Origin of the sequence: Streptomyces sp. NPDC047515 (assembly GCF_040643055.1) — a bacterium.
Taxonomy (GTDB): Bacteria; Actinomycetota; Actinomycetes; order Streptomycetales; family Streptomycetaceae; genus Streptomyces.
In genome coordinates, this window is record NZ_JBEYTM010000076.1 from 1 (window position 1) to 25532 (window position 25532).

The window sequence follows — 25532 nt, forward strand, 5'->3', positions numbered from 1 at the left end:
GTACTGCAGGGGGGACCCTGTGGGAGAGTAGGACGCCGCCGAACTCCTTTTACGGAAAAGCCCCGTGCCCTTGTGGCACGGGGCTTTTCTGCGTTCACAGCGTCTAGTCTCGAACCATGCGCTACGAACTGGTCATCTTCGACAACGACGGTGTGCTCGTGGACAGCGAGCCGATCTCCAACGCCATCCTGTCCGAGTACCTCACGGAGCTCGGTCACCCGACCTCGTACCAGGAATGCCTTCGCGACTACATGGGGTCTGCCGTGCACCGGGTGCACGACCTCGTCGAGAAAAGGACCGGGGAGAAGCTGCCCGCGGACTTCGACGAGACGCTCCACTCGCGGATCTACGCGGCCTTCCAGCAGGAGCTGGAGCCGGTGCCGGGCATCGATGACGTGCTGGGGAAGCTGGTCGCCGACGGGGTTGCCTACTGCGTCGCGTCCTCCGGCAACCACGAGCGGATCAGGGTCGGGCATCGTAAGACCGGACTCGACCAGTGGTTCGAGGACGAGTGGATCTTCAGCGCGGAGGATGTCGGGCACGGGAAGCCGGCGCCCGATCTTTTTCTGCATGCCGCCGAGCGGATGGGTGTTCCCCCCGAGCGGTGCGTCGTCATCGAGGACAGCCCACTCGGAGTGGAGGCGGCTCGGGCAGCGGGGATGGATGTGTACGGGTTTACGTCGATGATGTCGGCGGACCGGCTCGCCGGGGTGACCGGGTACTTCTCCGACATGAGCCAACTGCGGGAATTGCTCGCCTGATCCATCTACCCATGGGTAGAAACTGGCCTTACGCTCGCGGCCATGACAGATGCTCGTTTGCGCCACGGCAGGGCCTCCCTCGCGTTGAGCTTCTTCGTACAGGGAGTCACCTTCGCTCTGCTCGTGACACGGATTCCCGCCATCCAGGACCGGTACGGGATATCCGACGGGCTGTTGCCGGTGTTCCTGGCCGCGGTGCCGATCCTGGCCGGGGTGGGCAGCGTGGTCACCGAGAAGGTGGTCGCGCGGGTGCGGCCCGGGATCGTACTGAGGTGGGCGCAGCCCGTTGTGCTGCTTGCGCTGCTCGGTGTCGGGGCCGGGAGCACGTTGTGGGAGGCGGCGCTGGCGCTCGGGGTGTTCGGGCTTGCCGTGGGGTCGCTCGACGCCTCCATGAACATGATGGGGGTCAGTCTCCAGCGGGCGTACGGGCGTTCCATCATGCTCGGGTTCCATGCCGCGTACAGCCTGGGCGGGATCGCCGGGGCGTCCATGGCGTGGGCCGGGGCGCACTGGGACCTTTCGCTGCTGGCCTCCTATCTGCCGGCGGTGGTCGTGCTGCTGCCCGTCGCGTTCATCGGGAGCCGGTGGTACGCCGAGGGCGTGTCGGCGGAGGCGGGCACGGCGGAGACGCAGGGGAAGGGGGCCGCGTCGGTCTCCTTCAAGTTGTTGATGCCGCTCTGTCTGGTGATGAGTTTCGCGTACATCGGGGACTCGACGGTCTCCAACTGGAGCGCCAAGTATCTGCAGGATGTGCTGGGGAGCTCGGAGCAGCTGTCGACCGTTCCGTACAACGTCTACATGGTCACCACGTTGCTGGGGCGGGCCGTGGGGGACTTCGGGGTGCGGCGGTTCGGGGCTGTGGCCGTGGTGCGGTCCGGGAGTGTGCTGGCCGCTGTCGGGTTCGCCGTGGTGGCGGTGGCCGGTGGGGCGTGGGTCGGGATGCTCGGGTTCACCCTGCTGGGCCTCGGACTGTGTGTGATCGTGCCGCAGACGTTCGCTGCCGCAGGGCGGATGTTCCCCGGGGCGAGTGATACGGCCATCGCGCGGCTGAACGTCTTCAACTATGTGGGATTCCTGGTGGGATCGCCGTTGGTGGGGGCGCTCGGGGACGCCTGGAGCTACCGGGGGGCGATGCTCGTGCCGATGGTTCTGGTGCTCGCGACGCTCGTGTACGCCAAGTCGTTCGGCGCGGAGCCTGCCCGATACGGTGGCGGGCATGAGCGGCCGCGCACAGCTGATGTGGGATGACGCAGTAACGGGTTACGACTTCGGGGAAAGCCATCCGATGGACCCCGTCAGACTTGCTCTGACCATGGGACTTGTGCGGGCCTTCGGGCTCGACGGTGCGGTGGATGTGGTGGCGGCCAGGCCCGCCGGGGACTCCACCTTGCGGCTGGTGCACCGTGAGGACTACGTGGCCGCCGTGCGTGCCGCCTCCGTGGATCCGCGGCACGCCGATCAGAAGTACGGGCTCGGGACGGTGGACGATCCCGCGTTCGCGGGGATGCACGAGGTGTCGGCGCTGATCGCCGGGCAGTCGGTGGCCGCGGCGGAGGCGGTGTGGCGTGGGGACACCGCGCATGCCGTGAACTTCACGGGTGGCCTGCACCACGCGATGCCGGGTGGTGCGGCGGGGTTCTGCATCTACAACGATCCGGCGCTCGCCATCGCGCGGATGCTGGAGCTGGGTGCCGAGCGGATCGCGTACATCGATGTGGATGTGCACCACGGTGACGGGGTGCAGGCGGCGTTCTGGGAGGATCCGCGGGTCCTGACCGTGTCGCTGCACGAGCACCCGCGGACGCTCTTCCCGCAGACCGGCTGGCCGGAGGAGACCGGCTCCGGGGCGGGCCAGGGCAGTGCGGTGAATGTGGCGCTGCCGGCGGGTACCGGGGACGCGGGGTGGCTGCGGGCGTTCCACGCGGTGGTGCCGGAGCTGCTGGCGGACTTCCGGCCGCAGGTGCTGGTGAGTCAGCACGGGGCCGATACGCATTTCGAGGATCCCCTCGCCCATTTCGCGGTGTCGCTCGACGCGCAGCGGGCGGTGATGGCGGCCTGTCACGACCTCGCCCATGAGTATGTCGAGGGCGGGCGCTGGGTGGCGCTCGGCGGGGGCGGCTATGCGGTGGTCGACGTGGTGCCGCGTTCCTGGACGCATCTGGTGGGGATCGCCGCGCACGCGCCGGTGGACCCCGAATCGGTGATTCCGTCCTCGTGGCGGGACGAGGTCTTTGCCCGGACCCGGCAGCTCGGACCGGCCCGGATGACCGACGGGCGTACTCCCGCCTGGAAGTCGTGGGAGCAGGGGTACGACCCCGCGGACCGGCTGGACCAGGCGGTGTTGGCGACCAGGCGGGCGGTCTTCCCGTTGCGGGGGCTGCTGACCTGAACCGGGCGGGCGGCGGTCGCGGCGCGGCCGTTTCGGGTGCTGGTGAGGAATGGTTACGCCAACTGTGGGGCGTGACCGGGTTTCTGGCCCCCCGTCCGGGTGATTGGGGGAGCATCGGTGGGGTGTTGAGCACCGGAGCGCTGCGTGCGCATCTGCTGGCGGCCCGGCTGGCCGGGCCCGTGGCCACATCGAGGGAGGTGAGCCTGCGCAGCTATCGGCTCTTCGCGGCCCGCGACCCGAGGGTGACGCTCGGCCTCTCACCCGAAGGGGGCTGGGAGGAGCAGGATCTCCTTCGTCTGATGGCCGACAAGTGCGGGGTTTCCGACGATCCTGCTCATGTTTCCGGTCCTGATGTGATCGACCCGGAGCGAACCCTGGCCGGTTTGGAGGCTTTCGCCGAGCGGTTGTCGTATGCCGCGGCGCGCCGGACGCCGGTACTGCTCGGGACCGGTCATCCGCATCGGCTGCTCGGTTTCTACGCAGAGCTGGCAGACGCCTTGTCGGCGGCCGGGTGTCCCGTACTCACTCCCGCGCAGGGGCGATGTATCGACATAACGACCCGGTTCGGCGTACGCACGTACAACCTCGGTTACGTACGAGGAGTCGCGATGGTGTGCGAACCGGGCGTGCGAGGTGCCGGTGGTGAAACCGGCGCACACACCCATTCACCGCTGCCGGTCCGGGTCGCTCTGGAGGCGGCGGCGGAGGGGGACGGGAGGCTGCCGGAGCTGGTCGTGGGGGACCACGGATGGGTCTGCGGGGCTGGTCAGCTGGGCATCGAGGCGATCGGGCTGGCGGATACGGACGATCCCGCGCTGTTCGTCGGGGAGGCCGAGGGGCGGGTGGCGGTCGCCGTTCCGCTCGACGACGCGGTGCGGTCCGCCTACTACCGGCCGCTCACGCGCTATGTACTCAATCGGGCGTGTCTGTCACAGTAGGCGGCCGATCGTCTCTCCTCTTCCCCACTCGCATCACCCGCCCCTAATCTGGGGAGTGAGCGCACAACGACGAAGAGTCACCGGAGGGGAAGCCGGTGGGCGTCTCGTGCGGAAGGTACAGGTGGGTCATGGCTGCTGGCAGCGAGAGGCCTCTCAACGAGGTCAAGTTTCTGACCGTGGCGGAAGTCGCCTCGGTCATGAGGGTGTCGAAGATGACCGTGTACCGCTTGGTGCACAGCGGTCATCTGCCGGCGATCCGGGTGGGCAGGTCCTTCCGGGTTCCGGAGCAAGCGGTTCACGAGTATCTCCGCGAGTCCTTTGTGGGGGTGGAGTCCGCCTGAGGTTCACCTCGGATTACGCCCCTCACGCGGTGGCGGGTAGGCTAGGCCGACGTAGGTCGTGTGGGCCCAGACGCCCCGCACCAGTGAAGAAGAAGTGAGCGAGGGTAGTCGTGGGCTCTGTTATCAAGAAGCGGCGTAAGCGGATGGCCAAGAAGAAGCACCGCAAGCTGCTCAAGCGCACGCGCGTTCAGCGTCGCAACAAGAAGTAAGCGAACGCGGTTCGTGAATCCGCAGCCCTCCCGCCGATATGGCGGGAGGGCTGCGGTGCGTTGTGCCGCGGCGTCCGCGCGCTGGGCGGTACCCGCATTCGGGCCAAAGACTCGGCAGAAGGCCGCCGCGCGGTCATCACAGGGCAACATCCACCCGCTACGGTGACGGCCAGGGGAAACCTTTCGACGGGAGGCGCTGATCTTGGGGAAGGTGGTGCTGGTCACCGGAGCCGCCCGGCAGCTGGGCGGCCGCTTCGTGCGGCGCGTCCAGCGTGATCCGGAGGTGGACCGGGTGGTCGCCGTCGACGCGGTCACGCCCGGACACCCGTTGGGCGACGCCGACTTCGTCCGTGCGGACATCCGTCAGCCCGCGATCGCCAGAGTCCTCGCCGAGCACTCCGTCGACACGGTCGTCCACCTGGACGTCTCCGCCAAATCGGTCGGCATGGGCGGTCGGACGACGGTCAAGGAGACCAACGTCATCGGCACCATGCAGCTGCTCGGGGCCTGCCAGAAGGCGCCGAGCGTGCGGCGGCTGGTGGTCAAGTCCAGTACGAACGTGTACGGCTCCGCGCCCCGCGACCCGGCGGTCTTCACCGAGACCACTCCGCCCAAGTCCCTGCCGAGCGGGGGCTTCGCCAAGGACGTGGTGGAGGTCGAGGGGTACGTACGCGGCTTCGCGCGCCGTCGTCCGGACGTGGCCGTGTGCGTGCTCAGGTTCGCGAACATCCTCGGGCCGGAGGCGGATTCGCCGCTGGCGGACTATCTGTCGCTGCCCGTGCTGCCGACGGTGTTCGGATACGACCCGAGGCTCCAGTTCGTGCACGAGGACGATGTCGTCGACGTACTGGGAATCGCCTCGCGCGAGCCGAGGCGGGGGACGCTGAACAGCGGCACCTTCAATATCGCCGGGGACGGCGTGCTGCTGCTCTCGCAGTGCTCTCGGCGGCTGGGGCGGCCGACGATGCCGTTGCTGCTGCCCGCCGTCACCTGGGTCGGTCAGGCGCTGCGCAGGGTCGGCATGACGGACTTCTCGCCGGAGCAGATCCGGCTGCTCACCCACGGCCGGGTGGTCTCCACCGTTCAGATGCGCGAGACCCTGGGTTTCCACCCGCGGTTCAGTACCGCGGAGACGTTCGCGGAGTTCGCGCGCAGTCAGGGGCCCGGACTGCTCCCGCCGGAGGCGGTGGGCAGGGCGGTCGACAGACTGGCCGCCATGCCGTTCGCCGGGGCGGCGGGCGGTGTTCCGGGGTTCACCGGGGCGGGCGGCACACACCCGACCCCCAGCGCCAGGTAGAGGAGCGCACCGACGATGGCGGATGCCAAGGTCATTCCGTTCGACGACGACCGTTCGCGGTCGGGCGGCTCACCGCGCTCCGCGCGACGCCGGACAGCGGGGAGCGGCAGTCGGGGCCAGGGGCCCGTGGCGGCCTCCGCGGTCGGGACGGCGGCCGTCAGTGCCCTGCCGGGGCAGCAGGACGCCTCGTTGCCGCCGGAGGAGCCCCAGCAGTCCGGTCCGCACGCGGAGGGTGCCGGGCGCGGCGACTGGGACCGGCGGATCGCCGGCGGGCTGGCGTTCCTGCGGCGGCGGGTCACTGGTGAGTACGAGGTCGATGAGTTCGGGTACGACAAGGAGCTGACCGACCATGTCCTGATGTCGACGCTGCGGCCGCTGTACGAGAAGTACTTCCGGGTCGAGGTGAAGGGCATCGAGAACATCCCGTCCGACGGCGGGGCGCTCATCGTGTCCAACCACTCGGGGACGCTGCCGCTCGACGGGCTGATGCTCCAGGTCGCCGTGCACGACAATCATCCGGCGGGCCGTCATCTGCGGCTGCTCGCCGCCGATCTCGTCTTCATGCTGCCGGTGGTCAACGAGCTGGCCCGCAAGGCCGGGCACACGCTGGCCTGCGCGGAGGACGCGGAGCGGTTGCTGCGGCTGGGCGAGGTCGTCGGGGTGATGCCGGAGGGCTTCAAGGGCATCGGCAAGCCGTTCGGCGAGCGGTACAAGTTGCAGCGCTTCGGGCGGGGCGGCTTCGTGTCCACGGCGCTGCGGGCCGGGGTGCCGATCGTGCCGTGTTCGATCGTGGGGGCGGAGGAGATCTACCCGATGATCGGCAACTCGAAGACGCTGGCGCGGTTGCTGGGGTTTCCGTACTTCCCGATCACGCCGACGTTTCCCTGGCTGGGGCCGCTCGGGGCGGTGCCGCTGCCGACGAAGTGGACGATCCAGTTCGGGGAGCCGATCTCCACGCGTGGGTATCCGGTGGAGGCGGCGGAGGACCCGATGCTGATGTTCAATCTGACGGATCAGGTGCGGGAGCAGATTCAGCACACGCTGTACAAGTTGCTGGTGCAGCGGAGGTCGGTGTTCTTCTGACGACGGCCGCCGGGGCGCCGGTGGGTTTCTTGTCGCCGATCGCCGGACGGGCTCGGGGAGCTCGTCCGGCGATCGAGGGTTGCGCGAGGTCCTGGTCGAGCTGATCCGGCCCGATCCAAACGAAAGGTCCTCAGCGCTGTCCCGTCATCCCTGGCAGGCGCCACGGATTTCGGGACAGCCCTGAACTCCTCTTAGTCCCGCAGTTCCTCGCTGTTGATGCCCAGGCCCGGGAGCAGGCCGGGGAGGAGCGGGGGCAGGGTGACGTCCGGGGCGGGCGGGGGGCTGACCCGGGTGTCGGCGGACGGTGAGGTGCCCTGGGGCGGGGGGCCGAGGAGGCCGTCCGTGCCGCCGGTGATCAGGCCGCCGGACGGGGTGCTGCCGGAGCTGGACGGGTGGGGCGTGGCGCTGTCGCCCGTGTGCTCCTGCGAGGCTTGCGGGGACGAGGGCGTGGAGTGGTGCGTATCCGACGAACCCGTGTTCCGCTCCGTGGTGCCCGAGCGGTGGGAACCACTTCCCTTGCCCGGGGTGGGAGGCAGCAGCGACTGCAGCGGTTCGACCTCTTCGTCTATGGCGTCGAAGACCGAACTGACCTGGTCGCGGACATCGGTCAGCTGTACGGGCAGTCGATCGCGCAGACTGCTCCAGCTGTCTCGGTGCGAGCGGGAGAAGGAGTCCAGGGTCCGGATCGGGCCGATGGCGCCGTCCCGCTGGTAGGCGGCGTGGAGCAGGCGGTGGCCCTCGGTGGCGTCGTGCGTCATGCCGTTGAGCGTGCGCCTGACTTCGCCCAGCTGTTCGTGGTCCAGGTCGCCGGAGCGGGCGCGCTCCATCAGGCGGCGGGCTTCGCTGAGGCGGGTCGAGGCCTGGTCGAGGTAGACCTCCCCACGGTCGGCGTCGCCGCTGGCCATGCCGCGATGGATGTCCTCCATGCCGCGCTTGAGCCCGTACAGCGAATCACCCGGCAGGGCGTCGGAACTGGCAGCGGCCACTCCGCCGAAAGCTCCCGCCGCCACACCGACGGTGAGTCCGCCAGCCGCGAGCCCCTTCGCCCAGCGTGAGCGCGGACGCAATTTCCGGAGCGGGGAGGCCCGGTGGGCTCCCTTGGTCCGCTGTTCGGGCACCGTAGGGTCCGCGGCCGCGCCGCCCTCGGCGAACATGGCCACCATGGCGGCGACGAGCTGGGCTCGCTGCACCACTTTGACTTCGGGATCCATCTCCGGCCGCGGTAGCTCACCGAGGCCGTTCGCCAGGGCCAACAGCGGTCCGTGGTCGGCCGGTTCGGCCGGTTCCTCGGGCTGTACGGCCGCCGCACCGCGGAGCGACTGCTCCTCCAGGGCCTGGGCGAAGGCGTTCGCCCGCCGGTGTGCCGAGACGTTTGCGATCACTGGCGGCACCTCCTCTCGTCATGACGGTCGACTCCCCTGGTGGTCCGGAAGGTTGCACACCTTGAGCGCTTCCACACGAATGAGTGAGTGTCGGCGGACATGGGGTGACGACAGGGGGCCTGCAACCGGCACAACGAGGGGCGCGGCACTTGGGTTACGCACGAAGGATGATCGGACCAGTGCGTGATGAGCATGTCGCCGAGAGTGATTCGGCCTGAGGGCGGGTCAGCGGGCATCGTCCGGAAGGAGCCGGGCCAGGGTGCGGACGGCGCGGTACTGCAGGGTCTTGATCGCGCCCTCGTTCTTTCCCATGACCCGGGCGGTCTCGGCGACCGAGAGGCCCTGCAGGAAGCGCAGGGTCACGCACTCCTGCTGCTGGGGGTTGAGGCGGCGCACGGCCTGGAGCAGTGCGGCGTTGGAGAGGGACTCCAGGACGGAGTCCTCCGGGCTGCGCTCGACCTCGTTGGCGTCGAGCATCTCGCCGGTGGTCACCTCCAGCCGGAAGCGGCTGGACTTGAAGTGGTCGGCGACCAGGTTGCGGGCGATGGTGACCAGCCAGGCGCCGAAATCGCGGCCCTGCCAGGTGAAGGTGGAGATGCGGCGCAGAGCGCGGAGGAAGGTCTCGCTGGTGAGGTCCTCCGCCGTCGCCTTGCCGCCCACGCGGTAGTAGATGTAGCGGTAGACGGTGTCGCTGTACTGGTCATAGAGGCGGCCGAAGGCATCGGCCTCGCCAGCCTGTGCGCGCTCGACGAGATCCATCATGCGCGCGCTGTCGCTGTCGGCGGTGGGCCTGCGGACGGTGGACGTAGTAGTTGCGCCGCGGTTGCTGCGTCTTCCGACCGCCGCACCGCGTTCGGCCATGGCGTAGCAAGGGCCGACAGGTGCAGGGGTGGCACATGCGGGTACGGCGTACGCGGTGGGGACGAAGCCGCGCAAGCGGTCGAGGACCGTTGCGCGCAGCGTAGCCAGGCCCGAGGCGTCAACCCCGACGTGTGGGTACACGGGACTCCCAGAGGCAGAGCTTCCATCACGTGCAGTGCGAAACCGTCACTCGTCGTAGTGAGTGGTGGGTTCCGGAATGCGTCTGAGGAGAATAACGCTTCGTACAGGCAGTGCTACACCCAGTTGCTCAAATCATCGATTACGTCGCTTCTGTAGCGACTAATCGACGCATCAAGTAGCACATCGTGACCGGTTATTGATCGGATTACTTCGCGATCTGCCTGCCTGCGCGACGGGTTGTGGTCGGGTGCGGGCAATCCGACTGGCGGGAGCGGTCGCCTGCCAAGGGGTTCCGATCGGCGGCCGTCGTCCAGGCGTGGCTCGACGGCCCCCGGCGGTGAACGAACGGGTGTGCGTCAGCGTCAGCGGCGGCGGCGGTGCAGGGCGACGGCGGCCGCGGTGCCGCCCGCGAGGGCGCCGACGCCGGCCGCGGCTGGGATGCCGACCCTGGCCGCCTTGCGGCCCGTCCGGTAGTCCCGCAGCCGCCAGTCGAGCGCGCGGGCGTGCTTGCGGAGCTTGGCGTCCGGGTTGATCGCGTAGGGGTGTCCGACCAGGGACAGCATCGGGATGTCGTTGTGCGAGTCGCTGTACGCCGCGCAGCGGTCGAGGTCCAGGCCCTCGGCCGCCGCGAGGGCGCGGACCGCCTCGGCCTTCGCGGGCCCGTGCAGCGGCTCGCCGACCAGACGGCCGGTGTAGACGCCGTCGACGGATTCGGCGACCGTGCCGAGCGCGCCGGTCAGGCCGAGGCGGCGGGCGATGATCGTGGCGGTCTCCACCGGGGCGGCGGTGACCAGCCAGACCCGCTGTCCGGCGTCGAGATGGGCCTGGGCGAGGGCGCGGGTGCCCGGCCAGATGCGGTCGGCCATGTACTCGTCGTAGATCTCCTCGCCGATGGACATCAGCTCGGAGACGCGGTGGCCCTTGACGATGGACAGGGCGCTGTCGCGGGCGTCCTGCATGTGTTCCGGATCCTCGACGCCGGCCAGCCTGAACCAGGCCTGCTGCCAGGCGAACCGGGTCAGCTCGCGGCGCTGGAAGAACTTCCGCTTGTACAGACCGCGGCCGAAGTGGAAGATCGCCGCGCCCTGCATGACGGTGTTGTCCAGGTCGAAGAAGGCGGCGGCCCGGTCGTCGCCGACGACGGGGAAGGCGGGTTCCTCGGCCTCCGTGCGGACAGAGGTGTCCTGGTCGGCGGCGAGGGACCGGCCGTCGGGGAGTTCGGCGGGGAGGGAGGTCTTCCGCGCTGCCTCAGCTGCGGCCTCGCCTGCCAGCACGCTCCGTGCTGTCGCGGGGCGCCTACGGGCTGTGAGCCATCCAAGTGCGGCCATGTCGTGAGCATAGCCAGTCGGTCCGTCCGTTCCCGACCTGCTGGGATGCCGTGCCGTGAACTCTTGGCTGCCTATTTGTTGAACGGGCGTTTCGGGGCGTACCGGATCAAGGGGAGAACTGGCCCTCTTCCGGCTCGGGGTGCCGGTCCGCCTCGGCGCAGAATGAAGGCATGAGTGCACTGTTGCGACGTAGGACTAAGAAGCCCGCGGACCGGGTGGTGACCCTGGTGGGGAAGCCCGGATGTCATCTCTGTGACGACGCGAGGGCGGTGGTGCGGGAGGTCTGCGAGGAGACCGGTGCATCCTGGGAGGAGAAGGACATCACCCAGGACGAGGGGCTGCACCGGGAGTACTGGGAACAGATCCCGGTCGTCCTGATTGATAACGAACAGCACACGTTCTGGCGGGTGGACCCGGCGAGGCTGCGCAGCGCACTGCTTTCCTGAGTGAACCCGGTTACCATCATGGGCGTTTTGAGTGGTCTCGGGGGAGTGGCTGTGAGGAGTGTGTACCACCTTGCCCCCTTCGGGCCTGCAACGGGTTGATGCGATCCTTGGTTCCGGGGTCGCACGACGAATGTGCGTGACCCCGGTCACTTTGACCGGACAAAACGGACACTATCTTTGTGCACGTGTTCACAAAGACATAGCCTGCATTCGACGGGGCGGCCTTGGGACGCACGGCCGCCTGCAGCCCCGCTCATCCCGCAGGAGCACCGTGGCAACTGGCCGAACTCACCGACCGGCGACCCGTAGCCGAGGAATTCCCGAGGCCACCGTCGCCCGACTTCCGCTGTATCTACGCGCACTGACCGCGCTCTCCGAGCGCTCGGTCCCCACGGTCTCGTCCGAGGAGCTCGCCGCGGCGGCGGGGGTCAACTCTGCCAAGCTGCGCAAGGACTTCAGCTACCTGGGGTCCTACGGGACGCGCGGGGTCGGGTACGACGTCGAGTATCTCGTCTACCAGATCTCCCGCGAGCTCGGGCTCACCCAGGACTGGCCCGTCGTGATCGTCGGCATCGGTAACCTCGGCGCCGCGCTCGCCAACTACGGAGGCTTCGCCTCCCGCGGTTTCCGCGTCGCCGCGCTGATCGACGCCGATCCCGCGATGGCCGGAACGCCCGTCGCCGGGATCCCCGTGCAGCACGCCGACGATCTGGAGAAGATCGTCGGTGACAACGGCGTGTCGATCGGTGTCATCTCTACCCCGGCCGGTGCCGCGCAGCAGGTCTGCGACCGGCTCGTCGCCGCGGGCGTCACCTCCATCCTGAACTTCGCGCCGACGGTGCTCTCCGTGCCCGACGGCGTGGACGTCCGCAAGGTCGACCTCTCCATCGAGCTTCAGATCCTCGCCTTCCACGAGCAGCGCAAGGCCGGTGAGGACGTGGTCGAGGGCAGCCCGGATCAGGCCGCACCGCCCGTGCGCGCGGCCACCGGCAACCGGAAAGGGCCTGACGGGGACATGCCCGCCGTGATGCCGGCATGAGTCTTCTTGTCGTAGGGCTGAGCCACCGCAGCGCTCCCGTCTCCGTACTGGAGCGGGCCTCGCTGGCTGCCGAGACGCAGGCCAAGCTGCTCCAGGACACCCTCGCCGCGGAGCCCGCGGTCGAGGCCGCCGTGCTGGCCACCTGCAACCGCATCGAGCTGTACGCCGACGTGGACAAGTTCCACGCGGGCGTCGCCGAGCTGTCCACGCTCCTCGCCCAGCACAGCGGCGTCGGGCTCGACGAGCTCACTCCGTATCTCTATGTGCACTACGAGGACCGGGCCGTCCACCACCTCTTCTCGGTGGCCTGCGGACTGGACTCGATGGTCGTCGGCGAGGGCCAGATCCTCGGCCAGATCAAGGACGCGCTGGCGCTGGGGCAGGAGCTCCACACCGCCGGCCGGCTGCTGAACGATCTGTTCCAGCAGGCCCTGCGGGTCGGCAAGCGCGCCCACAGCGAGACCGGGATCGACCGGGCCGGGCAGTCGCTCGTCACCTTCGGCCTCGAACAGCTCGCGGCCGGTGCGGACGTCTCCGGCTGGGCCAGGGGCAAGCGCGCCCTGGTGATCGGGGCCGGCTCGATGTCCTCGCTGGCCGCCGCCACCCTGGCCCGCACCGGCGTCGCCGAGATCGTCGTCGCCAACCGGACCCGGGCCCGCGCCGACCGGCTGGTAGAGATCCTGCGCCAGCCCGGTGGTACGGGAGTGACGGCCCAGGCCGTGGAGATGGCCGCGGTCTCCGACGAACTGACACGTGCCGACATCGTCGTCTCGTGCACCGGGGCGACGGGGCTCGTACTGACCGCAGAGGCCGTCGCCGGCGCGCTCGGCCTGGCCTTCGACCCCGCGTACGAGGCGCCCGCCGCGTCCGTCCCCGCGCCGCCCGCCGACCCCGACCGGCACGCCGCCTGGGTGGAGAACGGCGCCGCCGGCACGGTGCGCCAGGCCGTGCGCCGGGCCACGGTGCCCGCCCAGGGCGCCGGTCCCGTCCGCCTCGCCCTGCTCGACCTCGCCATGCCGCGCGACATCGACGGTGCCACGGCCCGTCTCGACGGTGTGCGTCTCGTCGACATCGAGTCGCTCGCCGAGGCGTCGGCGGACGCCCCGATGGCCGCCGATGTGGACCAGGTGCGCACCATCGTCGCCGACGAGGTCGCCGCCTTCGGCGCCGCGCAGCGTGCCGCCCACATCACCCCGACCGTCGTCGCCCTGCGCACGATGGCCGCCGGAGTGGTCGCGGGCGAGATCGCGAGGCTCGACGGACGCCTCCCCGACCTGGACGAGAAGCAGCGCGCCGAGATCTCGCAGACCGTGCGCCGCGTCGTCGACAAGCTCCTGCACGCGCCCACCGTGCGGGTCAAGCAGCTCGCCAGCGAGCCCGGCGGCGCCGGGTACGCCGATGCGCTGCGGGAACTCTTCGACCTCGACCCGCAGACGGTCGCCGCCGTCTCCCGGGCAGACCTGAACGACCCGAATCGAGGGCGGTCATGACCGACAACTCACCCCTGCGCGAGGGGACCACCGAGCCGCTGAGGCTGGGCACCCGGCGCAGCAAGCTCGCCATGGCGCAGTCCGGCCTCGTCGCCGACGCGGTCAGCGAGGTGACCGGGCGGGCCGTCGAGCTCGTGGAGGTCACCACGTACGGCGACATCTCCCGGGAGCACCTTGCGCAGATCGGCGGCACCGGCGTGTTCGTCGCGGCCCTGCGCGACGCGCTGCTGCGCGGCGAGGTGGACTTCGCCGTCCACTCGCTCAAGGACCTGCCGACCGCCCAGCCCGAGGGCCTCGTGCTGGCCGCCGTACCGGTGCGCGAGGACCCGCGCGACGTGCTGGTGGCCCGGGACGGGCTGACCTTCGAGCAGCTGCCGTCCGGTGCCCGCGTCGGCACCGGCTCGCCGCGCCGCATGGCGCAGCTCAACGCGTACGCCCGTAGCCACGGCCTCGACATCGAGACGGTGCCGATCCGGGGGAACGTCGATACGCGTATCGGATTTGTACGAAGCGGGGAGCTGGACGCGGTGGTACTCGCCGCGGCCGGGCTCAGCCGCCTCGGCCGGGCCGGTGAGGTGACCGACTTCCTGTCGGTCGACACCGTCCTGCCCGCTCCCGGCCAGGGAGCACTGGCGATCGAATGCGCTGCGACCAGCGCCGACCTCGCCGCCGCGCTCGCCGAGCTCGACGACCCGTACACCCGGGCCGCCGTGACCGCCGAGCGTGCCCTGCTCGCCGCCCTGGAGGCCGGTTGCTCCGCACCTGTGGGTGCGCTGGCCGACCTCCTGGTCGACGGACAGGCTGTCAACGAACTGCGCCTGCGCGGTGTCGTCGGTTCCACCGACGGTTCCTCGCTGGTACAGATGTCCACCACCGGTCCCGTCCCCACGTCGCACGACGACGCGGCGGCCCTCGGTCGCGAACTCGCGGCCGAGATGCTCGCCAAGGGTGCGGCCGGTCTTATGGGGGAGCGAGCACTTTGAGCCCCACCGGCCCCGCCGCATCCGACTTTCCGGCCCTGTCCGCCCAAGGGCACGTCACCTTCCTCGGCGCCGGTCCCGGCGACCCGGGACTGCTGACCCTGCGCGCTGTCGAGGCGCTCGCGAGCGCGGACGTCCTTGTCGCCGAGCCGGAGGTTCTCGGCGTTGTTCGCTGCCATGCGCGGGCAGGGGTGAGCACACCTGAGCTGGCGATTGTTGACGCGCAGTCAACAGCCGCCGGTGTTCCCGTTCTCAGGGATGCCGCCAATCTTGTCATGGAGGCAGCGAAGGGCGGCAGGCGGGTCGTCCGTGCCGTCTCGGGCGACCCCGGACTGGACGGGAACGCCGGGGCCGAGATGCTCGCCTGCGCCACCGCCGGCATCCCCTTCGAGGTCGTGCCGGGCGTGGCCAATGTCGTGGGTGTGCCCGCGTACGCCGGTGTGCCGCTGCGTGACGCGCAGGGTGCCGACGTCCGGTTCGTCGACGCCCGTACCGCCTCGGGCCGCTGCTGGACCGAGGTCGGCGCGAGCGATGCCACGGCCGTCGTCTCGACGACGCTCGACTCGGTGGCCGCGGCCGCCGGTGAGCTGGTCGCGGCGGGCCGCAAGCCCGACACCCCGCTGACCGTGACGGTGGCCGGTACGACCACCCACCAGCGCACCTGGACGGCGACCCTCGGGACGATCGCCCAGGTGCTGAAGCAGGCGAAGGTCCTTCCGTCGCCGGACGGGCACCGGTCCGTCATAGCCGTGGTCGGTGAGCGAAGCTCCGCCGCTCAGCGCGACCAGCTCGCGTGGTTCGAGTCCAAGCCGCTGTTCGGCTGGAAGGTACTCGTCCCGCGCACCAAGGAGCAGTCGGCGTCGCTCTCCGATCAGCTTCGTTCGTACGGTGCCGTGCCGCACGAGGTTCCGACGATCGCCGTCGAGCCGCCTCGTACGCCCCAGCAGATGGAGCGCGCGGTCAAGGGGCTGGTCACGGGCCGCTACGAGTGGATCGCCTTCACCAGCGTCAATGCCGTGAAGGCGGTCCGGGAGAAGTTCGAGGAGTACGGGCTCGACGCCCGTGCCTTCGCCGGGATCAAGGTCGCGGCCGTCGGCGAGCAGACCGCCGCCGCGCTCGTCGACTTCGGTGTGAAGCCGGATCTGGTGCCGTCCGGTGAGCAGTCCGCCGCCGGTCTGCTGGAGGACTGGCCGCCGTACGACCCGGTCTTCGACCCGATCGACCGGGTCTTCCTGCCGCGCGCCGACATCGCCACCGAGACGCTGGTGGCCGGGCTCATCGAGCTGGGCTGGGAGGTCGACGACGTCACCGCGTACCGCACGGTCCGCGCCTCGCCGCCGCCCGCCGACACGCGTGAGGCCATCAAGGGCGGCGGTTTCGACGCGGTGCTCTTCACCTCGTCGTCGACCGTACGGAACCTCGTCGGCATCGCGGGCAAGCCGCACAACGTGACGGTCATCGCGTGTATCGGCCCGGCGACGGCGAAGACCGCCGAGGAGCACGGTCTGCGCGTCGACGTCCTCTCCCCGGAGCCCTCGGTGCACAAGCTGGCCGAGGCCCTCGCCGAGTTCGGTGAGCGGCGCCGGGAGGCGGCGAAGGAGGCCGGTGATCCGGTGACGCGGCCGAGCGAGCGGCGTCCGGGGGCGCGGCGGCGCCGTACGACGACCTGACCCGCGACCGATGTGACGCGTGGGGACCGGGCGGTCCGGCTGCTTCGGCGGCCGGGCCGCCCGTCGTCCTTGTGACGCTTTTCCGGCACCGGTGTCGGTAAATCGGTGGTGTGTACGGGTCTAGTCTCGAAGCATGACTGTGTACGGAAACTTCCCCGGCTCCCGCCCCCGGCGGCTGCGGACGACCCCGGTGATGCGGCGCATGGTCGCCGAGACACGGCTCGACCCGGCGAACCTGATCCTGCCCGCGTTCGTGCGCGAGGGCATCGACGCGCCCGTCGCCATCTCGGCCATGCCCGGTGTCCAGCAGCACACCCTGGACACTCTGCGGAAGGCCGCCGTCGATGCGGTGTCGGCCGGGGTTTCCGGGATCATGCTCTACGGTGTTCCCCTGGACGAGAAGAAGGACGCCCGGGGCACGGCGGGCACGGACCCGGAGGGCATCCTCCAGGTCGGGCTGCGCGCGGTGCGCGAGGAGGTCGGTGACGAGCTCGTCGTCATGTCGGACCTGTGCCTGGACGAGTACACCGACCACGGTCACTGCGGTGTCCTGACCGAGGACGGCCGCGTCGACAATGACGCCACGCTGGAGCGGTACGCGGAGATGGCTCAGGTCCAGGCCGACGCGGGTGCCCATGTGGTCGGCCCCAGCGGCATGATGGACGGCCAGGTCGGTGTCATCCGTGACGCGCTCGACCAGACGGGCCACGAGGACATCTCGATCCTCGCCTACACGGCCAAGTACTCCTCGGCGTTCTTCGGGCCGTTCCGCGAGGCCGTCGGCTCGTCGCTCAAGGGCGACCGCAAGACGTATCAGCAGGACCCGGCGAACACCCGTGAGTCCCTGCGCGAGCTGGCGCTCGACCTCGAAGAGGGCGCCGACATGGTGATGGTCAAGCCGGGCGGACCGTATCTCGACATCCTCGCCAAGGTCGCGGACGCGGTGGACGTGCCGGTCGCCGCGTACCAGGTCAGCGGTGAGTACGCGATGATCGAGGCCGCCGCCGAGAGGGGCTGGATCGACCGGGACGCGGCGATCATGGAGAGCCTGACCGGGATCCGCCGGGCCGGCGCGCAGATGATCCTGACGTACTGGGCGACGGAGGTCGCGCAGCGGCTGGGGCGGCGCTGAGCGCAGGCGCAGCGGGCGTTGGGCGCGGGTCTCGTCGCCGTCCTTGCCGCGCCGGTCTTGCGTGCTCCACCGCCGGTAGTCCATGGCGCCGGTGCTCACCTCTTGAGTGATCGCCGTCGGACCGGTGAGTCCCCGTCTGTCCCGATACCGGGACGGGCGGGGACTCTTTTTGGTTCAACCTCTTGACGGTCATCCGATGTATTTATAGCTTGCGGCGCGGTAATCCCGTGCAAGTCGCAGAAGTTGGGCATAGACATTGGATGCCTGGCTTTCATGGGAGCCGACACGATGCGACCGTCGATGAGGAGTGCCCGTGCGCACAGTGCCAGGTCAGTGTTCCAGCCGCCCGACTCCGCCCCCGGTGCTGACCGCGCTCGTGGCAGCCGCCACGGGGGTCGGGCTGGCCGTCCTGCCCGTCGTCCCCGCCTCCGCCTCCGCCCACGGCAAGGGCGTGAAACCCGTCGTCTTCCATGTGTCCGCCACCGGCAACGACCAGGCCAAGGGGTCGGCCGCCAAGCCGTTCCGGACGCTGGAGCGGGCCCAGAAGGCCGTTCGTACGTCGTTGCGCAAGGGGGTGGTACAGCGAAGACCGGTCGACGTCGTGGTGCACGGTGGTACGTACCGGCTGCGGTCCGCCCTGAAGTTCACCACGGCCGACTCCGGGACGGCCGAGGCTCCGGTCCGCTACCTCGCGGCGCCCGGTGAGCGCGTCGTCATCAGCGGCGGCCGTTCGCTCGCGCCCAGCTGGCGGTCCTTCTCCGGTTCGATCAAGGTCGCGGACATCGGGGCCGGCCTCGACTTCGACGGGCTCTTCGTCGACGGGCAGCGGCAGACGCTCGCCCGCTACCCCGACTGCGACCCGGACACGGCGATCCTCGGCGGGTACGCGCCGGACGCCATCTCCCCCGAGCGCGTGGCCCGTTGGAAGAATCCGACGACGGCGCTCGTGCGCGGTCTGCACGACGGGATGTGGGGCGGGAACTCCTTCAAGGTCACGGGTGTGAAGGCGGACGGCACCCCTGAACTGGCCTGGGTCGGTGACAACAACCGGGGCAGCGGGCTGCACACCACGTACCGCATGGTCGAGAACGTCTTCGAGGAGCTCGACGCGCCTGGCGAGTGGTTCTACGACAAGCCCGCCGGGAAGCTGTACTTCTATCCCCCGGCGGGTGTCGACCCCGCACGGGCCCATGTCGAGACGGCCGAGCAGAACGAGCTGATCCGGGTGGAGGGCAACGGGCCGGGCGACGCCGTCCGCCACCTGACCTTCTCCGGCTTCACCTTCACCCGGACCCACCGCACCCTGTTCAACCAGCCGTACGAGAAGCTCCAGCTCGGCGACTGGGCCCTGGCACGGGTGGCCGCCGTCCATCTGAAGAACACCGAGAACGTCTCCGTACACGACTCGCGCTTCGACCAGCTCGGCGGCAACGCCCTCCTGATCGACGGGTACAACAGCCACGACGTCGTCGCGGGCAACGAATTCAGCCACTCGGGGGCCTCGGACATCGCGGTCATCGGCAACCCGGACGCCGTCCGCGAGCCGTCCACCTGGGACAACATGCACAGGACCATCAGCGACACCCGGCCCGGACCGAAGAGCGAGAACTACCCGCGCGACATCACCATCCGCGACAACCACCTGCACGACAACGGGCAGTTCGAGAAGCAGACCTCCGGTGTGCAGATATCGATGAGCCGCCGCGTCACCGTCGACGGCAACACCCTCCACGACGGTCCCCGCGCCTGCGTCGACATCAACGACGGCACCTGGGGAGGCCACCTCATCGAGAACAACGACATCTTCAACTGCGTCAAGGAGACATCCGACCACGGTCCCTTCAACTCCTGGGGCCGGGACCGCTTCTGGCCGCTGTCCGCCGACGACGCCACGAAGAAGTCGTACGCGAAGCTGGACGCGATGGAGACCACCGTCATCCGCCACAACCGGATCCGGCACTCCTCGCACTGGGACATCGACCTCGACGACGGCAGCTCGAACTACCTCATCGAGGACAACCTGCTGCTCAACGGCGGGGTCAAGCTTCGCGAAGGCTTCCACCGGACCGTACGCAACAACGTCTTCGTCAACGGCGGCGCGCACTTCCACGTCTGGTTCGCGGACAGCGGCGACACCGTCGAGAAGAACGTCTTCGTCACCGACACCCCCTACAGCCTGATCCAGGTCGACATGGCCAGGAGCAGGCCTGTCATCAACGACAACTTGTTCTGGAACAACGGCAAAGCCGTCCAGGGCCTCAGCGACGCCTGGCGGGCGAACGGGCTGGACACCCGCTCGGTGATCGCCGACCCGAAGTTCACGGGCGCTTCCCCGTTCGCCGACCCGGCCAAGCTCGACTACACCGTCCAGCCCGACTCGCCCGCCCTGGCCCTCGGCTTCCACAACATCGCGATGGGCGGCTTCGGCAAGGCCGGATCACCCACCCCGCCGTCGCTCACCTGGCCCACACAGACCCCTGACACCGACACCCTCGACGCCCTTCCCGAACCGCTGCTGGGAGTGCCGGTCACCCGGATCCACTCCGACGCGATCAAGTCCGCGACAGGACTGACCGACACCAACGGCCTGCACCTCGCTTCCGTGCCGAGCACCTCGGAGGCGTACCGACAGGGCCTGCGCGCCAATGACGTCATCCGGGAGATCGACGGCCGGCCGGTCACCGACCGCAACAGCTTCTGGCTCGCCTACAACCAGGTCGCTCCCGGAGCCGATGTCGCGCTGAAGGTCTGGCGCAGTCAGGCGTCCGTCGAGGTGTCCCTGCGCAAGCCCGCCGGAGTTCAGCAGATCAACAACACCTCCGGCGTCGTCTACACCGGCACCGGCTGGGACTGGAAGAACAGGTACCGGGGCGGCGCGGGCGGCTGGGCCGACGACGTGCACGCCACCCAGAACAAGGGGGACTCCTTCGAGCTCGCCTTCAACGGGACCGCGATCGATCTCCTCACCCAGGTCAACACCGACGAGGGCGAGGTCGAGCTCTTCATCGACGGCCGGTCCGTGGGCACGATCGACAACCACAACGCCACGCGCGTGCACCAGAAGACCGTCTTCAGCATGGCCGGGCTCGCTCCCGGTGCGCACACCCTCAAGGGCGTGATGAAGACGGGCGACTACGTGATCGTCGACAGTTTCAGGATCCAGTAGCGGGCACCGTCCGCACGGTCTTTCGTCCGGCTCACGCCGGATCGCGCCGGATGACGCCCATCGCGCCGGATCACGCGAGCCCGGCGTGATCCGGACGAGAGGCCCTTCCGGTGGTGCTGCCCGTAGTGGGCGCCCGGCCGGCGGCTCCGGCCGCGCGCAGAACCATCAGGCTGTCGGCGGGCAGGGCGCGGAACTCCTCGATGAGGTGGTGGAGGTGGTGGGGACGGGGATGGTCCGGGCTCGGGGTCGGGGGCATGCCGACGTTCCTCTCGGGGGCGTTGGGCCGGGGCCACAGACGTTGCGTGTGCACGTGTGTGTCGAACGCGGTGCCGGGGGCCGGCGCTCGATACCCGGGCCTTGGGCCTCGGGTTTCGAGACCCGGGCCTATCGGTTCACTCGTGCGGGGGACGAGGCGGGGCGCGGGGTGGTCGCGGAGGGCGGTTGAGCTTCGGGATCCGGGCTTCGGGATCCGGGCTCCGGGATTCGATCCCCGGGATTCGAGCGCCTTCTTCAACCGGCAGGCAGGAAAGGGTGGTTGGGGCAACCACCCCAGCCTCCCCGACCCGTCACGGCCAGCAAGTATGACTAATCGTGACAGCTTGCGGCGCGGCGTCCCGGCTGCTTACGGTGCGCACAACGAAACGACCCCGACGCGGTGTAGAAGCACCGGGCCGGGGTCTCACCTCAAGATCGAAAAGAGCGATCTCGTGGCTACCCAGCACCTTAGCCCTGTCCTGTGCGCGCCCGCATCCTCGCCCGCGTACCCGATGGCCGGTCCCGGCTACGGCAAGCGATCGGCGCCGGACCAACTTCCCTGCAGCGCCGCCGACTTCGCCCTGCTCCCGGCGCGTGAACGGTATATCGCCGGATTCATCGACCACCTCCCCGACGGTGCGGCGATGAACGTCAAGTGCCTCGCCAAGCAGCTGCCCGGCTACGGCCAGCAGGCCGTCGGTTCGGCCCTGACCGCGCTGTCGGTGGCCGGGCATCTACGCCGCGTACGCTGCCTGGTCGGCGAGGGTGGCCAGGTCCGCTGGGTGTTCCGAACCTTCTGGTCGCGCACGGCGCGGGACAACGAGTGGTGGGGCGCCTACCTCGCGGTCGAGAACGCCGAGCGCGCCGAGACCGCGGGGAACGCCGAAAACGTGGAGAACGTGGGGGACGCGGAGAACGCGGGGGACCTGGGGGACTTGGGGGGCGTGGGGGACCTGGGGAGTGCGGAGAATCCCGAGAACGCAGGCCGTACGTCCGTGCCCGTGCCCGTGCCACCGCCGCCCCCCTCGTGCCGCAGCAGCGGACTTCGGACGGGGACACCGCCTCGCCCGCGTATCTCGCCCTGGCCGGGCTCGGACGCACAGACCACCGGCTCGCCCTCTCCGCCGCCGACTGCCGAGCGCTTGAGGCGCTGGCCGCCCAGTGGTTCGCACGCGGTGTGGACGCCTCCTACCTCACCCATGCCCTCACCGCCGGGCTGCCTGCCCAGGTCGGCTCACCCGTCGGTTTCGTCCGGCGTCGGCTCACCGACAAGATCCCGCCGGCTCTGCCCGTCAGCCCGGTGCCGCCTGCGGCCGGTGCTCCCTTGCGCCGCGTGATGATGGAATGCACCGGATGCGGCACCCCGGGCCGCCCCGAAGCACTTCCGGACGGCGTCTGCCGACTCTGCCGCTGCTCCGTCGCGCCGGAATCCCCGACGGCACCCGAGCCGACCGTCGAATGTGACATTCGCACCTACGTCGCGGAACTCCGCGACCTGCTGAAGGCTCCCTGACACCCCGATGTCTCAGAGGCCGCCCGACAGGCTCTCAGGCCCGGTCGGGCTGCGTGCCGCCGCTGCTCGCGTCGAGGGGCTGAATGCCGCACCTGGTGCGAGCCGTCCGCTGCCCGCTCACCGCCGCCGTCACCTGTTCACCGCCACCCGTTCACCGCTTCTGCCGCGCGCCCGGACAGACCCCGGACCGAGGATGGGGCCGGAACGTCCTGATCATCCTGAGCGCCTGAGGAGGTGGCCCATGGGCAAAGCAATCGGTGATGTGCTGGGCCTGGCGGCCGGTGTAGCGGTCAGCCCCCTCCCCATCGTCGCCATCATCCTCGCCCTGGCCACCCCGCGCGGACGGCTGAACGGTTCGCTGTTCGCACTCGCCTGGATCGTGGGTCTCGCCCTGCTGGGCGCGATCACGCTGGTGATCGGTGGCACGGGAGGCGCTTCCTCCACGCACAAGGAACCGGCCACCTGGGTGGGGGCCCTGAAGCTCGCGCTGGGCGTACTGCTGGCGCTGTTCGGCGCCCGCCAGTGGCGGCGGCGTCCAGCAGATCCCTCCCAGGCGCAATTGCCGAAGTGGATGGCTGCGATCGACCGCTGCACACCCGCCAAGATCTTCGGTCTCGGGCTCTTGCTGTCGGCAGCCAACCTCAAGAACGCGCCCTTGACGATCGCCGCAGGTGCGTCGATCAGCTCGGCAGGGATTCCCGTACCGCAGCAGATCGGGGTGCTCGCAGTCTTTGTGATCATCGCGTCCCTCGGGGTGCTGGCACCCTTGGCTGTCTATCTGTTCATGGGGGAGCGAGCAAAAGGCGTGCTCAGCACCTGGCGGAACTGGGCCGCACTGCACAACGGCGCGGTGTTGGCCGTCCTCTTCTTCGTCCTCGGACTGAAGCTGCTCGGGGACGGCATCAGCATCCTCGCAGCGTGAGCACGCCGAGCCCTGGAGCCCCTGGCAGGCTCAGGGCCAGTCGACCAGGGACATGAACACCACCCACGCGAGAACCACCGTCCCGGGGGCGAGTACGGCGAGCGCGACACAGGCCGGCGGTCTGCGCCGGTTGAGCACCCAACTCGTGACCAGCGCGATCAGGGCCAGGACCAGACCGCAGCAGAACACCGTCCACGCGGGATCGAAGCTCCTGCTGAACCGGTCGGATTCGGCTTCCGAGCAGGGGTCGCAGGCCATCGGCGAGAGCATGGTGAAGGCCAGGGCGACAAACGCGAGCGGAAGCGTCACGAGCGTGGAGATCAGCGAGGCGACCCAGGTGTGCCGGGGGCGGCTGTCCATGACGTTGTCGGGCATGCGTGCGATTCAACCGGGCGGTCGGGTACGGCACATGAGTCGTGGTACTCATCCACCGGGCGCGGGCGCGGGCGCGGCGCGGGTGCGGGGCGGGTGCGCGAGCGTGACGCATCGTACGGCGGTCTGCCGCACGTGCGTGCCCCCGTGAGACGGCACGCATCTCATCGGCGGTGGCCGCAGCACCCCGCACCGGCCACCCGGCGGGGCCGGCGATCCCCCGGTCAACGGCTGCCTCGTCGGACCGCGTCAGGCCAAGGCGCTGCGCAACGCCTGCAACTCGGCCTCCTTGGCGCCGTGCGCCAGGAGATAGTCGGGCACGGACCCGTGGTGGCTGCGGATCCAGATCACGGCGTGGAGCAGGTGGGTCGCCGTGACGGGGCGGGTGCCGTGTTCCTGCCTTGGAAAACGACTGTGGTCCCCCTTGACCGCTTGTGCGGTAGATCACGGTGACCGGTGAGCGTGACGCTCCATACGATGCGTGACTGATGCAGCTATCCCATGTGTACCTGCCGTGCCCAAGGAGAGGGATCCTGTGACCGCAGGCGTCATCGCGCGCGAGAGCTACTACGAGCGAACGGGCGAGCACCGCTACAAACCCACGTCTCATGCCGGGGGCGCGTGGAACACCGACGAACAGCACTTCAGCCCGCTCGCGGGGCTCGTCGTGCACGCTGTCGAGCGGCACCTCGCGACGCGGCCGGGGAAGCTCGTACTGGCGAGGATCAGCTACGACATCCTTGGCCGGATCGCCCTCGACGAGTGCGAGATCACCGTTGACACCGTTCGTCCCGGCCGGACCATCGAACTCCTCGAAGCGACCGTGGTCATCGGCGGCCGTCCGGTCGTGCGTGCCCGCGCCTGGCTGCTGGCGGTCCTGGACACCGCGGTCGTCGCCGACAGCCCCCATGAGCGGCTTCCCGCCCCCGAAGAGCTCACTGCCTGGGCCATGGACGAGGAGTGGAACGGAGGTTACGTCTCGTCCATCGACGTCCGTCGAATGCCTCCGACCCGCAAGGGGCGGACAGCTGCCTGGCTGTCCTCGCTCGTCGACCTCGTCGCGGGTGAGCCGAGCAGCGCCCTTGCCTCGTACATCGCGCTCGTGGACACCGCGAATGGCATCGCCGTCCAGCAGGACCCCACCGCGTGGATGTTCCCGAACCTCGACCTGACGATCCACCTGCACCGGCAACCGGAAGGGCCGTGGACCGGGCTGGACACCACCGTTGCCTTCGGCCCATCCGGGCAGGGGCTCACCAGCAGCGTCCTCCACGACCTCCGCGGGCCCGTCGGCCACGCCGAACAGATTCTCACCGTCCGTCCGCTGGACCGTGATTGAACCGCGTCTCTCCGGCCACCCGGCGGACCGAATGGAGCTGCCCGCAGCATCCGGATGGCCGTGTGCGGCAGCGGTTCCGAGGTCGCCGGTCGAGGCCGGGGCCACGCGTGCGATGTATGCCGGTTGCCGCTCGCCGATCGCCCGGACTCCGTAGGGCGATCACGTCAAGGAGCCGGATGAGGAGTCGGTCCGTGCCGGTTTGCTCGGGGGGCCGACCGGAAGGAACGACCGCAGCCGTTGCCGCTCGCCGCTCGCCAGGACTCCCTCGGGCCGGGCGGGCCCGGCGAGACCCGAACGGGCCCGATGGCACGGCCTGGTACATCTAAGGGCTGTCCCGTAATCCCTGGCGGGCGTGCGGCGTCAGCTACGGCACCTCGCCGCGTTGTCGGAACGCCCGAATACATCCAGTATTCGGGCGTCCCTCCGCCTTGCGATGCACCGCATCTGACGCCGCACGCTGATCCACCAGGGATTACGG

General features: G+C 69.7%; 22 protein-coding genes and 1 pseudogene. 18 read left to right on the forward strand and 5 right to left on the reverse strand.

Annotated elements, in window-relative coordinates:
* The first annotated feature begins 116 nt into the window (after positions 1-116).
* From ABZ826_RS35090 to ABZ826_RS35125, 8 genes are all read left to right on the forward strand, one after another.
* The gene (locus ABZ826_RS35090) at positions 117-761 is read left to right on the forward strand and encodes an HAD family hydrolase (RefSeq protein WP_361457848.1); all 645 of its coding nucleotides are present in this window, start codon (positions 117-119) and stop codon (positions 759-761) included.
* A 42-nt stretch (positions 762-803) separates the two neighbouring features.
* Positions 804-2009 (forward strand): MFS transporter, encoded by a 1206-nt coding sequence (locus ABZ826_RS35095; RefSeq protein WP_361457851.1) that lies wholly within the window; start codon positions 804-806, stop codon positions 2007-2009.
* Entirely contained in the window at positions 1978-3150 is a 1173-nt protein-coding gene (locus ABZ826_RS35100) for an acetoin utilization protein AcuC (protein ID WP_361457854.1), read from the forward strand. Before ABZ826_RS35095 ends, ABZ826_RS35100 begins: the two co-directional genes overlap by 32 nt.
* 122 nt (positions 3151-3272) lie before the next feature.
* Positions 3273-4088 carry a phosphatase gene (locus tag ABZ826_RS35105; RefSeq protein WP_361457857.1) on the forward strand — a complete coding sequence of 272 codons (816 nt, stop codon included), beginning with the start codon at positions 3273-3275 and terminating at the stop codon, positions 4086-4088.
* Between the two features lie 128 nt (positions 4089-4216).
* The gene (locus tag ABZ826_RS35110) at positions 4217-4429 is read left to right on the forward strand and encodes a helix-turn-helix domain-containing protein (RefSeq protein ID WP_014046653.1); all 213 of its coding nucleotides are present in this window, start codon (positions 4217-4219) and stop codon (positions 4427-4429) included.
* Positions 4430-4539: 110 nt separating this feature from the next.
* Positions 4540-4638, forward strand: a complete 99-nt coding sequence (locus ABZ826_RS35115; protein WP_003948845.1) for an AURKAIP1/COX24 domain-containing protein — start codon at positions 4540-4542, stop codon at positions 4636-4638.
* 202 nt (positions 4639-4840) lie between these two features.
* The gene (locus ABZ826_RS35120) at positions 4841-5935 is read left to right on the forward strand and encodes an NAD-dependent epimerase/dehydratase family protein (protein WP_361457860.1); all 1095 of its coding nucleotides are present in this window, start codon (positions 4841-4843) and stop codon (positions 5933-5935) included.
* Positions 5936-5950: 15 nt separating this feature from the next.
* Positions 5951-7018 carry a lysophospholipid acyltransferase family protein gene (locus ABZ826_RS35125; RefSeq protein ID WP_361457863.1) on the forward strand — a complete coding sequence of 356 codons (1068 nt, stop codon included), beginning with the start codon at positions 5951-5953 and terminating at the stop codon, positions 7016-7018.
* A 191-nt stretch (positions 7019-7209) separates the two neighbouring features.
* Here the strand turns inward: ABZ826_RS35125 and ABZ826_RS35130 are convergent, their stop codons facing one another.
* The 3 genes from ABZ826_RS35130 to ABZ826_RS35140 form a co-directional block, all read right to left on the reverse strand.
* Entirely contained in the window at positions 7210-8400 is a 1191-nt protein-coding gene (locus tag ABZ826_RS35130; protein WP_361457866.1) for a DUF5667 domain-containing protein, read from the reverse strand.
* Between the two features lie 225 nt (positions 8401-8625).
* A complete protein-coding gene (locus ABZ826_RS35135; RefSeq protein WP_361457869.1) occupies positions 8626-9402 on the reverse strand; it encodes an ECF subfamily RNA polymerase sigma factor, BldN family in 777 nt (258 codons plus the stop codon).
* A 362-nt stretch (positions 9403-9764) separates the two neighbouring features.
* A complete protein-coding gene (locus tag ABZ826_RS35140; RefSeq protein ID WP_361457872.1) occupies positions 9765-10730 on the reverse strand; it encodes an HAD-IB family hydrolase in 966 nt (321 codons plus the stop codon).
* Positions 10731-10900: 170 nt separating this feature from the next.
* Between ABZ826_RS35140 and ABZ826_RS35145 the strand changes: the two genes are divergently transcribed.
* The 7 genes from ABZ826_RS35145 to ABZ826_RS35175 all read left to right on the forward strand — a co-directional run bounded on the left by ABZ826_RS35145 (position 10901) and on the right by ABZ826_RS35175 (position 20653).
* Positions 10901-11176, forward strand: coding sequence for a glutaredoxin family protein (locus ABZ826_RS35145; RefSeq protein WP_361457875.1), 276 nt, complete (start codon positions 10901-10903; stop codon positions 11174-11176).
* Between the two features lie 271 nt (positions 11177-11447).
* Positions 11448-12215 (forward strand): redox-sensing transcriptional repressor Rex, encoded by a 768-nt coding sequence (locus tag ABZ826_RS35150; protein ID WP_361457878.1) that lies wholly within the window; start codon positions 11448-11450, stop codon positions 12213-12215.
* Positions 12212-13705, forward strand: coding sequence for a glutamyl-tRNA reductase (locus ABZ826_RS35155; protein ID WP_361457881.1), 1494 nt, complete (start codon positions 12212-12214; stop codon positions 13703-13705). The genes ABZ826_RS35150 and ABZ826_RS35155 overlap by 4 nt, the downstream gene beginning before the upstream one ends.
* Positions 13702-14688: a hydroxymethylbilane synthase gene (hemC, locus tag ABZ826_RS35160; protein WP_361457884.1), complete on the forward strand. Its 987-nt coding sequence runs from the start codon at positions 13702-13704 to the stop codon at positions 14686-14688. Before ABZ826_RS35155 ends, hemC begins: the two co-directional genes overlap by 4 nt.
* A complete protein-coding gene (locus ABZ826_RS35165) occupies positions 14685-16355 on the forward strand; it encodes a uroporphyrinogen-III synthase (RefSeq protein WP_361457887.1) in 1671 nt (556 codons plus the stop codon). Before hemC ends, ABZ826_RS35165 begins: the two co-directional genes overlap by 4 nt.
* A 133-nt stretch (positions 16356-16488) precedes the next feature.
* Positions 16489-17487 carry a porphobilinogen synthase gene (gene hemB, locus ABZ826_RS35170; protein ID WP_361457890.1) on the forward strand — a complete coding sequence of 333 codons (999 nt, stop codon included), beginning with the start codon at positions 16489-16491 and terminating at the stop codon, positions 17485-17487.
* Positions 17488-17800: 313 nt separating this feature from the next.
* Positions 17801-20653, forward strand: a complete 2853-nt coding sequence (locus tag ABZ826_RS35175; protein WP_361457893.1) for a PDZ domain-containing protein — start codon at positions 17801-17803, stop codon at positions 20651-20653.
* A 70-nt stretch (positions 20654-20723) separates the two neighbouring features.
* Here ABZ826_RS35175 and ABZ826_RS35180 read toward each other — a convergent pair whose 3' ends face one another.
* The gene (locus ABZ826_RS35180; protein ID WP_361457896.1) at positions 20724-20909 is read right to left on the reverse strand and encodes a hypothetical protein; all 186 of its coding nucleotides are present in this window, start codon (positions 20907-20909) and stop codon (positions 20724-20726) included.
* Positions 20910-21420: 511 nt separating this feature from the next.
* Here ABZ826_RS35180 and ABZ826_RS35185 point away from each other — a divergent pair.
* Together ABZ826_RS35185 and ABZ826_RS35190 are read left to right on the forward strand one after the other, a co-directional pair.
* Positions 21421-22421: pseudogene (locus tag ABZ826_RS35185) on the forward strand (MarR family transcriptional regulator).
* A 241-nt stretch (positions 22422-22662) separates the two neighbouring features.
* A complete protein-coding gene (locus tag ABZ826_RS35190; RefSeq protein ID WP_361457898.1) occupies positions 22663-23343 on the forward strand; it encodes a GAP family protein in 681 nt (226 codons plus the stop codon).
* Between the two features lie 30 nt (positions 23344-23373).
* Here ABZ826_RS35190 and ABZ826_RS35195 read toward each other — a convergent pair whose 3' ends face one another.
* Positions 23374-23718, reverse strand: coding sequence for a hypothetical protein (locus ABZ826_RS35195; protein ID WP_361457901.1), 345 nt, complete (start codon positions 23716-23718; stop codon positions 23374-23376).
* Between the two features lie 532 nt (positions 23719-24250).
* Between ABZ826_RS35195 and ABZ826_RS35200 the strand changes: the two genes are divergently transcribed.
* The gene (locus tag ABZ826_RS35200) at positions 24251-25054 is read left to right on the forward strand and encodes a thioesterase family protein (protein ID WP_361457904.1); all 804 of its coding nucleotides are present in this window, start codon (positions 24251-24253) and stop codon (positions 25052-25054) included.
* The last annotated feature ends 478 nt before the right edge of the window (positions 25055-25532 follow it).

What these genes read in the sequence shown, in the direction of transcription:
- ABZ826_RS35090 (WP_361457848.1), top strand. Translation starts at nt 117, where the DNA reads ATGCGCTACGAACTGGTCATCTTCGACAACGACGGTGTGCTCGTGGAC.
- ABZ826_RS35095 (WP_361457851.1), top strand. Translation starts at nt 804, where the DNA reads ATGACAGATGCTCGTTTGCGCCACGGCAGGGCCTCCCTCGCGTTGAGC.
- ABZ826_RS35100 (WP_361457854.1), top strand. Translation starts at nt 1,978, where the DNA reads ATGAGCGGCCGCGCACAGCTGATGTGGGATGACGCAGTAACGGGTTAC.
- ABZ826_RS35110 (WP_014046653.1), top strand. Translation starts at nt 4,217, where the DNA reads ATGGCTGCTGGCAGCGAGAGGCCTCTCAACGAGGTCAAGTTTCTGACC.
- ABZ826_RS35125 (WP_361457863.1), top strand. Translation starts at nt 5,951, where the DNA reads ATGGCGGATGCCAAGGTCATTCCGTTCGACGACGACCGTTCGCGGTCG.
- ABZ826_RS35140 (WP_361457872.1), bottom strand. Translation starts at nt 10,730, where the DNA reads ATGGCCGCACTTGGATGGCTCACAGCCCGTAGGCGCCCCGCGACAGCA.
- ABZ826_RS35145 (WP_361457875.1), top strand. Translation starts at nt 10,901, where the DNA reads ATGAGTGCACTGTTGCGACGTAGGACTAAGAAGCCCGCGGACCGGGTG.
- ABZ826_RS35155 (WP_361457881.1), top strand. Translation starts at nt 12,212, where the DNA reads ATGAGTCTTCTTGTCGTAGGGCTGAGCCACCGCAGCGCTCCCGTCTCC.
- hemC (WP_361457884.1), top strand. Translation starts at nt 13,702, where the DNA reads ATGACCGACAACTCACCCCTGCGCGAGGGGACCACCGAGCCGCTGAGG.
- hemB (WP_361457890.1), top strand. Translation starts at nt 16,489, where the DNA reads ATGACTGTGTACGGAAACTTCCCCGGCTCCCGCCCCCGGCGGCTGCGG.
- ABZ826_RS35180 (WP_361457896.1), bottom strand. Translation starts at nt 20,909, where the DNA reads ATGCCCCCGACCCCGAGCCCGGACCATCCCCGTCCCCACCACCTCCAC.
- ABZ826_RS35190 (WP_361457898.1), top strand. Translation starts at nt 22,663, where the DNA reads ATGGGCAAAGCAATCGGTGATGTGCTGGGCCTGGCGGCCGGTGTAGCG.
- ABZ826_RS35195 (WP_361457901.1), bottom strand. Translation starts at nt 23,718, where the DNA reads ATGCCCGACAACGTCATGGACAGCCGCCCCCGGCACACCTGGGTCGCC.